Source organism: Algoriphagus mannitolivorans DSM 15301 (assembly GCF_000429425.1).
In the GTDB taxonomy this organism is placed as follows: Bacteria; Bacteroidota; Bacteroidia; order Cytophagales; family Cyclobacteriaceae; genus Algoriphagus; species Algoriphagus mannitolivorans.
Window position 1 is genome coordinate 266,591 of sequence record NZ_AUBV01000005.1, and the last position, 14,513, is coordinate 281,103.

Genomic DNA, 14,513 nt, shown 5'->3' on the forward strand with positions numbered 1-14,513 from the left:
AACCACCTGATTTTGGTGGTTGGATTACTCGGTTTTGATGTTTCAGAATTTTCTGGGAAACTTTCTTGAGGTATGGTGAATAAATAAAATATGAATCAATTCCGCATTCAAGATTCTATAGATGATCCGGTAATTTCTAACTATTATTTCTCTGACTTTGTAGTCATTGAGTTCTGGCACTATTCTGCCAATTTCTACATCCAACTTTAATAACTCGGTTGCGGATTGGATTTTATTTACTTGCAATTTTGCATATCGTTTGGAGTCTTTGGCGATGAATTCAAAAATTTCCAAAAGGTCATTTCTCGCCGATTTCAACCAAACTACTTGGACCATTCTTCAATTTCTCTTTTTAAGTCCTCTTCAGTGATGGTTTGATCCTGATTGGATTCTTCAATTCTCTTTTCAAGTTTTTCAACAAAAATTAATTGTTCAATCAAATCTTCCATAGAAAATTGATCAGGCATTTTTTTGATTTGTTCCAGAAGTTTGGTCTTAGAAATCATCTCTTTGGCTTTACTCTAAAGTTAGTCCTAATTCATAAAAAAACCACCCGTTTCCGGATGGTTCCTTTTCAAATTTCAAATCTCAAATTTCAAATCTCAAATTTCCAATCAAACCACATCTTCTCCCCGAAGTCTGACCACTGCTCCTTCGAGGATATCTCCAATTCGGATTTGACAGGCAAGTCGGGAAGTCGGGAAGTATTCCGGAAGATTCTCTAGCTGATCAAGTTCCACGTCGGTAGCCTCTCCCAAACCGTCTTTTCCTTCCACAATCTCCACGTGACAGGTGGCACAAAGCGCCATTCCTCCGCAGGTTGCCAGGACTGGGTATTCAGAAGCTTTTAAAATTTCCATCAGGCTGAAGCCCATATCGTCGGGAGCTTCTATTTCTTGGCGATTGCCGTCTTGATCCTCTACGGTGAATTTGATCATGGTAATTGAATGATTAGAATGAGTTGACTCCGTTTACGGTAGTGTATTTAAAGCTGAGTTTTTGGTCAGGGTAAACGTATTTGAATGCCGAATGCATCATGATGGCTGCTTCATGGAATCCACAAAGGATCAGTTTTAATTTACCCGGATAGGTATTGATGTCACCGATTGCATAGATTCTCTCTACTCCTGTGGAGTAGTCGCGGGTATCTACTTCGATGGCATTTTTGTCAATAGTCAATCCCCAGTCCGCGATTGGTCCCAATTTAGGGCTAAGTCCAAACAAAGGAATCAGGTAGTCTGCATCGATGGAAAAATCTTGCTTGTGCTTGTCTTCCAAGACCACTTTTTCCAGTTTTCCATTTCCATTAACCTGCTTAAGGTTGGCGGAAAGGATCAAGTCAATTTTTCCAACATTAGCCAAATCGAACACTTTGGAAGCAGAATCAGGAGCGCCTCGGAAAGTTTCATTTCTGTGTACCAAGGTCACTTTTTTAGCGACTTTGGAAAGGAATATAGTCCAGTCCAAAGCAGAGTCTCCACCGCCGGCGATGACCACATTCTTGTCCCGGAAAGTTTCCGGGTTTTTCACCATGTAATGAATTCCTTTGCCTTCGTAAGTCTCTAAATTTTCCAAAACAGGTTTTCTAGGCTCAAAACAACCCAAACCTCCGGCTATCACGATGACTTTAGCATGCACATGGGTTTTGTCGCTAGTGGTCACCACATAGCTTCCATCAGCCTGCTTATCCAGATGATCCACTCGCTCACCCAAGGTAAAGGTGGGTTGAAAAGGCTTGATCTGTTCCATCAGATTGTCCACCAATTCCTGAGCTTTGACCTCCGGATAACCAGGGATGTCATAAATCGGCTTTTGAGGGTAGATTTCAGACAGCTGACCTCCCACCTGAGGCAAAGCATCAATCAAATGGCATCGCATTTTCAAAAGCCCTGCTTCAAAAACGGCAAAAAGGCCCACTGGACCGGCTCCGATGATGCAAAGGTCAGTATGGATCGTGTTGGTATTCATTGCTTTTTTTGGGGTTACCCGTATAGGTTTGAACTTTATTTCATTTGTTTGTCGATCAGTCATCGATGGTTTGACCATCTAAATTTTGATAGATCGTATTTAAAATCCGCTTAAATTCTTCGAAATCGGTTTCGTTTAGATTCTCCCAAGCCTTTTCCCGGATCTCCAAAACCTTTGGCTTTAACTCTGCCACTTTGGCCAATCCTGACTGGGTAAGATGAACCTGAAAACTCCGCCTGTCTTGGGGATGAGGAATCCGCTCCACATACCCTTTTTTGCAAAGCAAATCAATGATTCGGGTCAGGGTAGGATGGTCTTTGAAGACCAGATTGGCAAGTTCCGTCTGGCTCATCAATCCATTTTCCGAGAGGTTTTTCAAGACCAACCATTGGTCCACCGTCACCTCAAACTCCCCTTGCTTGAATTGCTGCTGGGCATACTGCTTCACTTTTCTCGCTGTGCGATCCAAGAGAAAGGAATACCGGGCAAAGAGTTCTTGTGTCATACCAATTGTTAGTATGACAAATATATGAAGAAAATGTTTAGCTCAAATAAAAACCTATTCAATCTATAGGGATTGTTTATTTTTGAGTTTCTGTGAACTTTATGAAATTCTGTCCCCATAAATTTCCGTAAGGGCTTTATTCTTTATTTTTAGAGGCTTAATGATTTTTTTAAAACTTAACACCCCCAAAAAATGAATTGGAATACCGTGATCGATAAGGCCCTGGAGGTCTTACGAAACTCTGACCGTGGCTATGTGCTCATGGATATGTACAACAATATCCTGACTCCAGAGGAAGCTGCTTTTCGAAAAATCAGCGTGACACCCTACAATGCTTTATCCTTCATTCAAACTCAATTTTCTGCCATGGGCTTGGATATTTCAGATAAGAATGTTCGAATCAAACTCATCGCTTTGCTGGAAGAGTTTGATAGACTTCAGAGAGAAAATAGAGGTAAAGTTTAAAGTGAGGAGTTTAAAGTTTAAAGTGAGAAGTTTAAAATTGGGAAGTGAGGGTTTGAGACAGGAAATTGAGATCCGGCATCGGATTCCGGTCTGCATCGGTTAAATTTCAAAATGAAAAATTTAACCTTCCTCTTCGCACTTTTCTTCGGCCTCACTCACTTTGGCTTTGCTCAGGATACCTCTCCCCTGAAAATCGGGGTGGCCGGATTGGATCATGGACATGTGGGATGGGTTTTGGAGGCAAACAAGCGGACAGATTTGGAGATTGTCGGAATTGCGGAGCCGAACCGGGAGCTTGCAGAGCGGTATGCCAAGCAGCATGGGATTCCCATGGATTTGGTCTTCGATTCCATTGAAGAAATGGTAGAAAAAACCAAGCCTGAAGCCGTAACTGGATTTGGAAATACTTTTCAGCATTTGGAAATAGTGGAGGTTTGTGCTCCGCGAGGAATTCATGTCATGGTGGAAAAGCCCTTGGCAGTAAGTCTGGAGCATGCTAAGAAAATGACTGAATTGGCCCAAAAGTATCAGATTCATCTCTTGACCAATTACGAAACTTCCTGGTACGCCAGTAATGAAAAAGCCAATGAGCTGGTGGAGGCTGGAAAAATCGGGGAAGTACGAAAGATTGTCGTAAGAGACGGACATCGAGGTCCGAAGAAAATCGGTGTGGGGCCGGAGTTTTTGGACTGGCTGACCGATCCGGAACTCAATGGAGCGGGAGCTTTGATGGACTTTGGATGCTATGGAGCCAATTTGAGTACCTGGCTTTTGGATGGACAAAAGCCCAAATCTGTCACAGCCATTACCCAGCAGCTAAATCCAGCTGACAATCCGAAAGTCGAAGATGAAGCTACCATTATTTTGACTTATCCTACCTCCCAGACGATCATTGAAGCCTCTTGGAACTGGCCGATTGGGATCAAGGATATGGCTGTTTATGGGCTTACAGGAGCCATATTTGCTGACGACGGAAATAATATCCGGGTGAGAATGGCAGAGGGATATAGTGGGTTTCAGGAAGAAAAAATCAACCTATCTCCACGCGCCAAGCCATTTGATGATCCCTTTTCAGTTTTGATTGCCGTGGTTCGGGGAAATTTGAGTTTATCTCCTTTTGATCCCTATTCCTTGGAAAATAATCTGATCGTGATGGAAATTCTTCAGGCTGCCAAAGAAAGCGCCGCCCGGGGAGAAACTATTTATCTCAACAAATAAGTAAGCCCATGAAACCCAAGAACCTATTCTTTTTCCTGTTTTGTTTGCTAAGTTTCCCTGCAATATCCCAACAGCAAACCTACTGTAACCCGATCAACTTGGATTATGGCTATACTCCGATCCCGAATTTCTCAGAATGGGGAAGGCATCGAGCCACAGCAGACCCCGTGATTGTGAATTTCAAGGGTGATTTTATCCTTTTTTCAACTAACCAATGGGGCTATTGGACTAGTCCAGACCTTTCCAACTGGACCTTCCATTCCCGACTTTTTCTACAGCCTTGGAACAAAGTTTACGACGAACTCTGCGCTCCTGCGGTAGGGGTTTTGGGAGACACGGTAATTGTAATGGGCTCTACGTATGAGAAGGACTTTACGGTCTGGATGAGCACGGATCCTAAAGCTAATGAATGGAAACCTATGGTGGAGAAATTTGAGATTGGAGGATGGGATCCGGACTTCTTTACCGATGATGACGGAAGATTGTATATGTATAATGGGAGTTCAAACCGATACCCACTCTATGGAATCGAATTGGATCGAAAAACCTTAAATCCCATTGGCACCAGGAAAGAAATGTATCTGCTTGAACCGGATAAGTATGGTTGGCAGCGGTTTGGGGAACATATGGACAATACTTTTCTGGATCCCTTTATGGAAGGAGCTCACATGACCAAACACAATGGAAAGTATTACCTACAATACGGAGCTCCGGGAACAGAATTCAGCGGATACTCGGATGGAGTGGTGGTCGGCTCAGGACCTTTAGGCCCTTTCACTCCGCAGTCAGATCCTTTGAGCATGAAGCTAGGGGGCTTTGCCAGAGGGGCAGGTCATGGGGCTACCTTTCAGGACAATCAAGGGAAATACTGGCATGTCAGTACGATCATGGTCTCGGTGAAAAACAATTTCGAGCGAAGACTGGGGATTTGGCCGGCAGGCTTTGATCAGGACGATGTGATGTGGAGTTCCACTGCATTTGGAGATTACCCACACTATCTTCCCGATTCCCCAAAAGCCGGGGAATTTACGGGTTGGATGCTGTTGAATTACAACAAGCCCATTGCCGTATCTTCTACTTTGGGAGGGTATTCCGCAAATTATGCCAATGATGAGGATATCAAAACCTATTGGAGTGCATCCTCCGGCAATAAGGGGGAATGGATACAGACCGACCTTGGGCGACTCAGCACTGTTCATGCCGTTCAGATCAATTATGCAGATCAGGATGTGGATCAGGACCGCTTGGGAAAAAGGACTGACCAATTTCACCAGTATAAACTCTACCATTCATTGGATGGAAAGAAGTGGGAGATTTTGGTGGATAAAAGCCAAAACAAAACCGACATCCCCCATGAGTATGTGGAGCTTACCAAACCTGTCCAAACCAGATACCTGAAACTGGAAAATATTCATATGCCTACAGGAAAATTTGCGATCAGCGGATTCCGCGTATTTGGCAAAGGAGGAGGAGAAAAGCCGGAGGCGGTGAAGCAGTTTATGGTTTTCCGAACTGAAAAAGACAAGCGAAGTGCTTACCTAAAGTGGTCGCCCATGGATGATGCTTATGCCTACCACATTTACTATGGCACCGCTCCCGATAAGCTTTATACTTCCATCATGGTAATGGGAAATAATGAATATTGGCTCAAGACTTTAGACCGTACCAAAACATACTATTTCAGCATCGAAGCGATCAATGAGAACGGGGTAAGTGAGCGATATGAAGTTTTGAAAGTGGATTAAGCTGAAAATCAGTGTTTGTGGCAAAAAGTAAAATCCCAAGAAGTCAAATTGACCTTTTCTTCTTGGGATTTTTTTAAAGGCAATTAGGAAGAGGTTTCGAGCTTGGAATTAGTAGAAAGACCCTCCAATTCTTCCCAAACCTGATTGAGCTGGGATTTCATTTTTTCCATGATATCTGCTGTATCGGGAGTATATTCCTGAATCAGGTTTTTATAATAGTGGATTCCGGATTGGAGATTGCCTTTGAATTTTTCCAGATAGCTGTTTTGCTTGGAGCTGATCTCCGGTCCCCATTTTTCCATCTCAGATTTTAAATGGGAGAGATAGAGCTGCAATTCCTTGACAAACACATGAGGCCTCTCAGGATCCAGATTGATTTTAATTCGGCCATAGATATGATCTACCATTTCCTTGAGACTGAATGTCCCTTTGAAATAAGCCAGATTAGGACCCGGGCAAATAGTCACCGCATTGAGATTCCGCTTGGGAGCATGCCCACTTGCCAAAATCGCAGGTGCGCTTAGGCCTTCGCATAGGCAGTCCTTTTCCAAAATCTGGTCAAGTTCCGCCTGTGTGATACCCCCTGCCTCTTTTTGCCTGACTTTGAGGTTTTGGTATTGCCTTGATGCGGTGCAAATGGGCTTTTCTGAAAACTCCGTACTGAAGGACAAAAACTTCTTGTAGCAAGGGCTTCCTGGACGGTTTTTTTCGATTCTTGCCTTTCGTTGATCCTCACCGCTGGAGGTTCTTAAGTTGTTAAAAGGTACTCCCAAAGGGGAAGCATGGCTTAGGAAGAAATCGGATTTTTTGGCTTGAATCAAGCGCTGTAAGGTGTCTTCATCGACTGAAGTCGCCTCCGGAACAAGAAGAAAAGGACTTCCCCAACCCGTTCCGTCAAGTTCATAATAAGTTCTTAAAAAGCTGTCTTCGGCTGCCGTGCCGATTCCACCTTGGTAGGTGATTTTTAGCTTGGGAGTTTGCAAAAACTGCGGGAGATTTTTTTCGAAAAGAGCCTGATTGCAAGCCTGCATTAAGGTTTCAGTCAACTCGGATTTTTTGGATTTGAACTCGTCCAAAATTGGGCCGATCAGAAAGCCTTCGGTGGCAAAGGCATGACCTCCGCAGTTAAGTCCGGATTCGATTCTGAATTCCGAGACCCACAATCCCTTTTTCGCCAAAAACCTCCCCTGAATCATTGCCGAACGATAATCGCTGACTTTCAGGATAATTTTCTTTTTCAGCTTTCCGCTTTCGTCCGGAAAAAAATCGGGAAACTGCTCAGCGTAGGAGTATAATGCAGGGTTCATGCCTGCAGAAAATACCACTGAACTCTCCAGGTTACTCAAGGCAAAGCCCCGCAAAGCAGAAAGAGCGTCGGAGTCGGTTCTTGGGAGTTCGTTCCCCTCCGCATCATAATTCAACTTATCCACCTTGGTCATGATATTGACGTCGATATTTCCTGGGACTAATTGAGCCAGGATTTTTTCAAGAATCTGGGATTTGTTCTCTACCTCTGATTTTTTCCATTCCAGAACTAAGGCCTGCAAGGGATGCTGCTCAGGAAGAAGCTGAAGGTAGCTTTGAAAGCTTGGGTCATCCAGGGAAGCAAATGATCTGATTTTTTCCAGTTGCTCCTCGACAAGTTGTTTGGATAGATTGAGGTATGCGGTAATTCTTTTCGCCCGGGAGTCGGGCTCCTTTTCAGAAATGGGAAGGAATTCCTTGCCGGATTTCTGGGAATAGATTCTCCTCATTTCCTCCAAAAGGTGGTCATCCATGATGGAAATCACGCTGGATATGCCTAAGTGGGCGGTTTTGATCGGAGTATCCACAGTGTAGCCTAAGCCCATCACCGGAATGTGAAATGAATGGGGAGAAGTGTAATCAGACATGAAAAGAGGATTTTACTTTTTGGGATGGAATAGAAAATTGTGCTTGACCCAAGGCCATGGCAAAAAGACAACCTATCCACTCCAAAAAGAATGACATTAATCAGGCGCTGATCTGATTTCTGATTGGATTTTCTGAATTGAAGTATAATCGGACTTCTACTGTGAAAAAATAGCCGGGATTTAAGGTTTTGAATAGGACCTTTTTAACTCGGTGAGTATTCCCTCCAATCCATTCAGTCTGATTTCATAGACGGTATGCAGCCACATACCCAGCTTTCCCTCCGGGAATCCTTTTCCATGCAGCCAAACCAGATAATGCTCTGGAATATCTGCAATCAGCCAACCCTTGTATTTTCCAAAAGGCATTCTTTTGGTCACCAGATCAATGAGGATCTCTTGATTCATGGAATAAATCTAGGCGATTTCTCAATGAAGGGAAGCCATTCTGAAAGAAATCCGAAATATTTTTGGATTCAAATGATGAAATAGTTTGGTATTTACGTTTTTAGGATTTTATTTGAATTATAGACTTAATTCAAAGTAATTCCTTGAAAACAGACTTTAGTGTTTCCTTCAATTTCAGGAAACTAATACCCCTGCAGCTCATTTTTCTGGGCCTTATTTCCTTTTCATCTTTTGCCCAAAGACCTGAAAAAAAAGATTATATCGTCATTCAGGACTCAGTTTTGACTCAGGGGAAAGTGTTTGGAATTCCCAGTGAAAACAACACCTTGATCTTTTTTGCGCAATCCAAAAAAGAGGACCCTCAACCTTACCGAGTGAATGAAATCACAGAATTCCGGGTTTCGGAAAGGATGTTTTTCAAAAAGGAAATCTCTTTGCCGGGAATGCCGGCGGTGGTTTTTTTGGAAAAACTCCCGCATAGCAATGAAAAGGCAGTGTTTTGGAAATGGAATGGACGCCCAAATATCTTTTTTCTGGAATCATCCGGAAAGATGCAGCGCTTGGGAGATGACTATGCTCAGGTGATCAAAGAAGGGTTTTCCAATCCCTTGTTGGACCCCCTATTAGATCTGACCTCCTTATCGGAGATTTCCCTGGTCTATTTTTCAAGGACTTCCAATACAATCCAGAAACCGAGGACTTTTTCCAAGTTGGTAGGGATCACTCCCTATTTGGGATATAGTCAGCAGACAGTAGAGTTTGAAATTCTTGATACCAATTTGATGGGGCAGGTTTCAGGATCTTCTCCGGCAGTAGGATTGAACTTTGAGGTTTTTCCGACTTTCCAAAGGAATTTGTCCTTGAATCTTGGAGGCTTTTGGTCTCAGTTTGATTCCCAGTCTTTCTTTAACTATCAATCCGGTGGAAACCCAGTGGAATCCGATATCTTTTTGGATTTCCAAACCATTCAATTCCCCTTGACAGGGAGGTATTATTTCGATTTGAAGCCCAATAAGCTCAGACTTTATGGGGAGTTGGGATTTTCTTTTGCACTGATGAACTACGAGAAGCTGGGAGTCTATCAAGCTCAAAGGTCTGGACAAAACTGGGTGACCGCAGTCAAGAGTTTTGAAATGGAGCAGAATTTTACCGGCTCTACTTGGGGCTTGGGTGCAGAAAAAAACCTTACCAAAGGGCGGGCAATTGTATTTGGATTGAGAGGATTCAAGGTCTCTGGTAAGAGAGGAGAGGGATTACAGGGATTGACTTTTTCTACTGGGTTTAAATTTTAAAAAGAATGAGAACGTTTAGTGCTTTGATTTTCTTGAGCATAGCGATGCTTTTTTCCTGTGAGCAAGAGGAATTTATTACGCAAAGGGAATATCCATTTGTCAATAGCATCGGTGTGAGTGATGTGGATCCTTCAGGAGCAACTATCAATTTTGAAATCCTAAAAAATGGCGCCTCTTCTGTTGAGGAGTATGGGGTAGAATTCATTGAGGCTGACTTTTTGAAATCCTATACGCAAAAGGCAAACTTTCAGACCATCTCTCAATCGGGCCAACCTCAGGAAGGGACCATTTCGCTAAGAATTTCCAGAGACCTCATTATTCCATCCAGTTATTTAGCCAAGCCTTTTGTCAGGGTGGGAAATACAAAGATCTATGGAGAAGGTTTGGTGTTTGACAGCCAAGGAGTCAATCCTCCTTTGATCAAGGAAGTTTTTCCGAAAGAAATTTACCTTTTTGATCGGATTACAGTCCTTGGAGATTTTTTCAATTCCAGAAAGGAGTTTAACCAAGTGGAAATCGTGGGGCTGGAAAATGACTACAGGATAACCATTGACAGTGTTAGCAACCAAAAAATCCAGTTTTCGGTGGAGTTGAGAAACAATGATTTTGGCTATAGAGATCAAAAATACGACCTCAAAATCACCAGTGGAGGAAAGTCCACTGTTGTGCCTCAGGTATTCTCGCTTACCATTCCTAAGATCACCCAAGTAAATCCTTTGAGACTTTATGTGGGAGATGCAATTCAGGTTCAATTAAGTCGTAGCATTAACTTGGCTGAGCACAGCTTCAATTTGAATTACGGGCAGAATAATTTCACCCCCTTGTTTCCGGTTCAGGAATTAAGCCCCGGCACTTATCAAGGAATTCTAAATTCAAGTTTACCTAGCGGGCTTTACCCGCTTTCTTTGAACAGTACCCGTTATTCGGATAGGTTTCCGGAAATGGTGGAAGTTTTACCTACCTGGCAATTATTTCAGCAGGGAATTCAGTTCCCTGATTTGAATGAAAAGAGGGTACTTGCCAATGGGGATCAATTGCTGATTTTTGATGGATTTTCAGGAGCCTCAGGAACTTTCTCTTCCTTTGATTTAGGAACAAATTCTCCAAGGCCACTGGCTCCAAAACCCGGAGGTACAATTATTAGATCTGGATCTTTGGGAGTGGTAGCGGAGGGTCGATATTTTTACTTTGGCCTAGGTTCCCAATTTGAGGCAGGTGTTTCCACGTATTGGAAAGACTTTTATCGATATGATCTTACTCTTGGGGAGTGGGAAAGATTGGCAGACTTTCCCTTTGAGTTTACTGGAGTGGTGAAGTCTTTTTCCTATCAGGGAAAGATCTATGCAATCATGGGAAGTTACCTGAATTTTAGGGTATATGATCCTCAAACAAATGAATGGTCCTTGTCGCCGATTCCAGTTCCGTCCCAATTAAGAAATGCATATGCTCAGGTTCTGGTTGGGGATTATTGGTATTATATTTCTTCCAATACTCCAGTCACAGTGAGTAGATACAAATTGGGAGGTGTGGAGGAAGTCTATTCAGTGATTGGAGGTCAGTTTTCCTTTGGGCAATCAGACATCGCTTACTGGGATGGAAATTTAATTTTATTCAATAATGGGACTCCAACCCTCAGAATGGAGGTTTCCAGTAAAAAAACTTCAGTGCTTCAGTGGAATTATGAGAGTCTGTTTTCAAGCTTTTTCCCATGGCCTACCTCTCAAGGTCTTTTAATGGCCTTTCCAAAGAACAAAAATACCTACGTCCAGGAGGGGAAAATTTACAAGTTGATTCAGGATTTTTAAATCTAGAGTAATTTCAAGGACAAGCTTGTCTTCCATAATCAATCAGGAAATTTCTCTCGAGGTGTTTAGCCCGAAATTAGTTGGGCTTTCCCTCGCAGAGATCTTTCAGGATTTTCAGGGCTTTGGGCCAGGAGACCTCAAAAGAGTCTCTGTAGGCTTCTGATCCTTCCATGTCGATTTTTAGAAGGGTTTTTCCACCCAAATCATAAAAAGAGTAGTTTTCCGTCCATCCAGCAAAAGCTTCCACTTCTGGGCCTGTAGTCACTTCCTCCCCCTTGGACACCATGCCTAAATGCTCAATGGAGATGTATTGATTCGGAATGTTTTCGGCAATTCTGCTGACCATTCCTCCGTCATTTCCTTCTTCGTCCGGACCTAGAAATAGGATTTTGGAATCCTTTTCCCACGTACCCTTGAAATAAGATCCCGGGTGAAATACCGAAGTCCATTTTCGATAGGTTTTGTCAGAAATCATAGTTTGGAAGACTTTACTAACAGGAGCATCGATGACGATCTCAAAGTGAAAAAAATCTTTTTGAAAGGACTCCACGTGCTTTTTGAAATTGTCCAGAATGGATTGCCAACCGCCTTTCTGCAAGTCTTCCGAGTTGATCTTTTCCGGGTCAAAATTGACGGTGATTCCCGTTTTACCATCCATCTCCTCCAGAGTCACATCCACTTGACGTCCGTCCTCCATCACATAGGAAAGCCCTTCATTGGGCTTGATTTTCTGGAAAATACCCTCAAAATCGAAACCCATAGAACCATCCTTTGCTTCCATCCGGTAGGTAAACTTCCCGCCGGGTTTCAATTCGTTTTTTGCTTTTGGGCAGTGCCATTCCGGGGAAGCAAAGTTCCATTGGATGACGTGTCTGGGGCTGGTATAAGCTGTCCAAACTTGGTTGATGGGAGCAGCGATTTCGGCGTAAGTGGTGATTTTGGAGCTCATAGGACTGGGATTTGAGAAAAGGAAATTTACCGAAAAATTCAAGATCAGACTTGAAAATTCCCAGTTTATCCAAAAATGAAGAAGCCAGCTGATGTTCTGCTATTTTGCCCAAAGGCCCTTTTTAAGCTTTTGGGCATGCTGCTGTTCTTTGAGAAATAGCGCTTCATATTTGACATTGGGAGGGAAAGTAGCCACCAACGCAAATCCCTCTCTGACCAAAAGGGCATTGAAAAAAGTCCCGTCCTCCAAATAGACATAGGCTAAGGTTCTTCTGTACCGGTCATAGCGCTGGACATCATACTCTAGGCGCACTTTTTTGCCACTCAGAATCCTCTTGGCAAAGTCCGAACTTTCCTTTCCAAAATATTCGACATCCGTCCTACCTGTGCGCCTTGCTTCAGGAGAGTCCACCCCAATCAGTCGGATTTTTTCTTCGGTTCCATTGGGATGTTTTACCCAAAAGGTGTCACCATCTACCACTTTAGAAACCGGGACGAATCTAGAGTCCTGCGCAGTGGAAATGGCAACTGCAAATAGAAAGAGGAAGAAAAAGCTGAGTATTGATTTCATCGATGATAATCTAATTGAGCTGGAAGACGGAAGCTGGCTGATTCTGAACATCAAGCGGGATTTTATTCACTGAGTATGGCCTAATGGAAGGAACGCGGATATTCAAACTAACTAAAACTTGATGATGCCAAAATAATCTGAATCAGAATAGGATGAATTTTAATTTTCCAATTCCCTTTAAACTGACAGAAAATGTCTGGAAAAGGAAATCTTTTTAATCCGACTCAAATAGAAATTCAAGATCTTAACGGAAGCTTTTTCGGAATTATTAGAGGATATGTCCATGGATCACTATTTCAATCAGGTGTTAGATGCTTTTTCCAAGATGGATAGGGATAAACTTGAGGAGCTTTTGGAGCCAAGTCTAAGCTATCAGGACGTGTCTTTTCCGGCTTTTTTGGATGGGTTAGAAAGGATTTTTTCCAAGTTTAGACAAGCAGGAGATGATTTTTTGGAGGTTCAATCCGGACATTGCTGTTCCTTGGGGTGTAATCCGGATAAGATCCGAACCGCCTATCGATTTGTAGGAAATACTACCCGAGACTATCTCGATCTCCGGTTTATTCTGGAGTTGACCGAGGACCTGAAAGATCATCGGGTTTTGGATATTTTTCAATGCCATGAATTAAAATGCCAGGAGCCATCCGACTGGTATGGAAGGCAGAGACTGCTCAGATTTTATTTCGATGAAGAGTCTCCAGAAAAGGTCGGTGTGGAGGAAAAGCTCCAAACCCAAATCGCCTTGGAGGCGATGAAAACCTTGGAAGAGCTTCCTTTTTTTGAATTGGATGATGCCAAAGCTTGGATTATGACTTATGCGGGGACCTATAATACCTTGCAAAAAGCTGCCCATGATCGAGGGCATTTGTTTACGGAGTATCGCTGGCAAAGCTTCAAAGACTACTACCAATACTTAAGGGTCTATTTAGAGGTGTATGGGGTTTTGAAAAGCTCGGGAGATTTGCAGGAGGTGTTTTTTTGGGAGCTTTTGCCGGATTCTCAACTCTTTCAAAAGATTCGGAAGGTGGAGAGATTGCTGGTGGATCATTATGGATATTTTATTCTGAGAGATGAAGTGGAGGAGAAAGTCCAGATTCCCGGAGGAGAGAAGATCAATTTGGGAGGTGCAAAGTTTGATCAATTGGAGGCATTTTGGAGGAAGTTTTTTGAGATCCAGAAACCGCTCTTGGATCGGTTTTTTGTCTTTACCGAAAGAGAGGAAGAGACGTATTTGATGGAAACCTTTGATTTAATAGATAATTATAGTCTGAGTTTGCTGAGCTTTCATCTGGACTATCGGGAGAGATTCCGTCAAGAGGGTAAGGGCATTCCGGAATGGAGGAGAAAGACGGAATAGCTTGGTGTGAATCCCGGAAAGAATTAGGCTTCATTTTGGGAAAATGCTTCTACATATCCGGGAAATGATTGGTCTTCGGGGACAAAATCCAGACTCGGGCGAAATAATTTTATGGCCTCACAATTGGTTAAAATTAGGAAAATATTTCGCTAATGAATTAGGTGTAAATTTTCTAAAATCCAATGATTATTCTTTCCTCTCACTGATTTCCGATCAATTTTTTCTCTTTCAGTAAAAAAAATCGATAAAAATCGCACTATCTGTAATTTGTGATTTACTGCAACAATGTCACAAAATCCGCTTTAGCCCGTATGTAAAATTTATGTTTCGGGATCTTTTTGG

At 42.8% G+C, this 14,513-nt stretch carries 15 protein-coding genes; 6 read left to right on the plus strand and 9 right to left on the minus strand.

Translation table 11 applies throughout. The annotated features are described in order from the left end of the window. Positions 1-42 precede the first annotated feature (42 nt). The 5 genes from G458_RS0105985 to G458_RS0106005 form a co-directional block, all read right to left on the minus strand. On the minus strand, positions 43-336 hold the full coding sequence (locus G458_RS0105985; protein WP_026951100.1) for a type II toxin-antitoxin system RelE/ParE family toxin: 294 nt from the start codon (positions 334-336) through the stop codon (positions 43-45). Beyond that, on the minus strand, positions 324-467 hold the full coding sequence (locus G458_RS0105990) for a hypothetical protein (RefSeq protein ID WP_157359710.1): 144 nt from the start codon (positions 465-467) through the stop codon (positions 324-326). Before G458_RS0105990 ends, G458_RS0105985 begins: the two co-directional genes overlap by 13 nt. Positions 468-614: 147 nt before the next feature. After that, the gene (locus G458_RS0105995) at positions 615-938 is read right to left on the minus strand and encodes a 2Fe-2S iron-sulfur cluster-binding protein (RefSeq protein WP_026951102.1); all 324 of its coding nucleotides are present in this window, start codon (positions 936-938) and stop codon (positions 615-617) included. A 13-nt stretch (positions 939-951) separates the two neighbouring features. After that, entirely contained in the window at positions 952-1,968 is a 1,017-nt protein-coding gene (locus tag G458_RS0106000) for an NAD(P)/FAD-dependent oxidoreductase (RefSeq protein ID WP_035467872.1), read from the minus strand. A 55-nt stretch (positions 1,969-2,023) separates the two neighbouring features. Beyond that, the gene (locus tag G458_RS0106005; protein ID WP_026951104.1) at positions 2,024-2,473 is read right to left on the minus strand and encodes a MarR family winged helix-turn-helix transcriptional regulator; all 450 of its coding nucleotides are present in this window, start codon (positions 2,471-2,473) and stop codon (positions 2,024-2,026) included. A 192-nt stretch (positions 2,474-2,665) separates the two neighbouring features. On the opposite strand from G458_RS0106005, the gene G458_RS0106010 reads away from it, so the two are divergent. The 3 genes from G458_RS0106010 (at position 2,666) to G458_RS0106020 (ending at position 5,901) form a co-directional block, all read left to right on the plus strand. Beyond that, positions 2,666-2,938, plus strand: a complete 273-nt coding sequence (locus G458_RS0106010) for a hypothetical protein (RefSeq protein ID WP_026951105.1) — start codon at positions 2,666-2,668, stop codon at positions 2,936-2,938. Between the two features lie 111 nt (positions 2,939-3,049). After that, positions 3,050-4,156: a Gfo/Idh/MocA family protein gene (locus G458_RS0106015; protein WP_026951106.1), complete on the plus strand. Its 1,107-nt coding sequence runs from the start codon at positions 3,050-3,052 to the stop codon at positions 4,154-4,156. Positions 4,157-4,164: 8 nt separating this feature from the next. Beyond that, positions 4,165-5,901 carry a family 43 glycosylhydrolase gene (locus tag G458_RS0106020; protein WP_026951107.1) on the plus strand — a complete coding sequence of 579 codons (1,737 nt, stop codon included), beginning with the start codon at positions 4,165-4,167 and terminating at the stop codon, positions 5,899-5,901. Positions 5,902-5,984: 83 nt separating this feature from the next. Here G458_RS0106020 and G458_RS0106025 read toward each other — a convergent pair whose 3' ends face one another. Both G458_RS0106025 and G458_RS0106035 read right to left on the minus strand, forming a co-directional pair. Further along, entirely contained in the window at positions 5,985-7,793 is a 1,809-nt protein-coding gene (locus G458_RS0106025) for a hypothetical protein (RefSeq protein WP_026951108.1), read from the minus strand. A gap of 180 nt (positions 7,794-7,973) precedes the next feature. Further along, positions 7,974-8,198, minus strand: coding sequence for a DUF3820 family protein (locus G458_RS0106035; protein WP_026951109.1), 225 nt, complete (start codon positions 8,196-8,198; stop codon positions 7,974-7,976). A 143-nt stretch (positions 8,199-8,341) separates the two neighbouring features. Here G458_RS0106035 and G458_RS0106040 point away from each other — a divergent pair, with 143 nt between their 5' ends. Both G458_RS0106040 and G458_RS0106045 read left to right on the plus strand, forming a co-directional pair. Further along, positions 8,342-9,490 carry an outer membrane beta-barrel protein gene (locus tag G458_RS0106040; RefSeq protein ID WP_026951110.1) on the plus strand — a complete coding sequence of 383 codons (1,149 nt, stop codon included), beginning with the start codon at positions 8,342-8,344 and terminating at the stop codon, positions 9,488-9,490. Between the two features lie 5 nt (positions 9,491-9,495). Further along, a complete protein-coding gene (locus G458_RS0106045; protein WP_026951111.1) occupies positions 9,496-11,295 on the plus strand; it encodes a Kelch repeat-containing protein in 1,800 nt (599 codons plus the stop codon). Positions 11,296-11,371: 76 nt separating this feature from the next. Here G458_RS0106045 and G458_RS0106050 read toward each other — a convergent pair whose 3' ends face one another. Together G458_RS0106050 and G458_RS0106055 are read right to left on the minus strand one after the other, a co-directional pair. After that, on the minus strand, positions 11,372-12,244 hold the full coding sequence (locus G458_RS0106050; RefSeq protein ID WP_035467826.1) for an SRPBCC family protein: 873 nt from the start codon (positions 12,242-12,244) through the stop codon (positions 11,372-11,374). A 99-nt stretch (positions 12,245-12,343) separates the two neighbouring features. Beyond that, the gene (locus G458_RS0106055) at positions 12,344-12,814 is read right to left on the minus strand and encodes a thermonuclease family protein (protein WP_026951113.1); all 471 of its coding nucleotides are present in this window, start codon (positions 12,812-12,814) and stop codon (positions 12,344-12,346) included. Positions 12,815-13,097: 283 nt separating this feature from the next. Between G458_RS0106055 and G458_RS0106060 the strand changes: the two genes are divergently transcribed. Next, complete coding sequence (locus G458_RS0106060) at positions 13,098-14,171, plus strand: hypothetical protein (RefSeq protein ID WP_169719255.1); 1,074 nt, start codon at positions 13,098-13,100, stop codon at positions 14,169-14,171. Positions 14,172-14,513 lie beyond the last annotated feature (342 nt).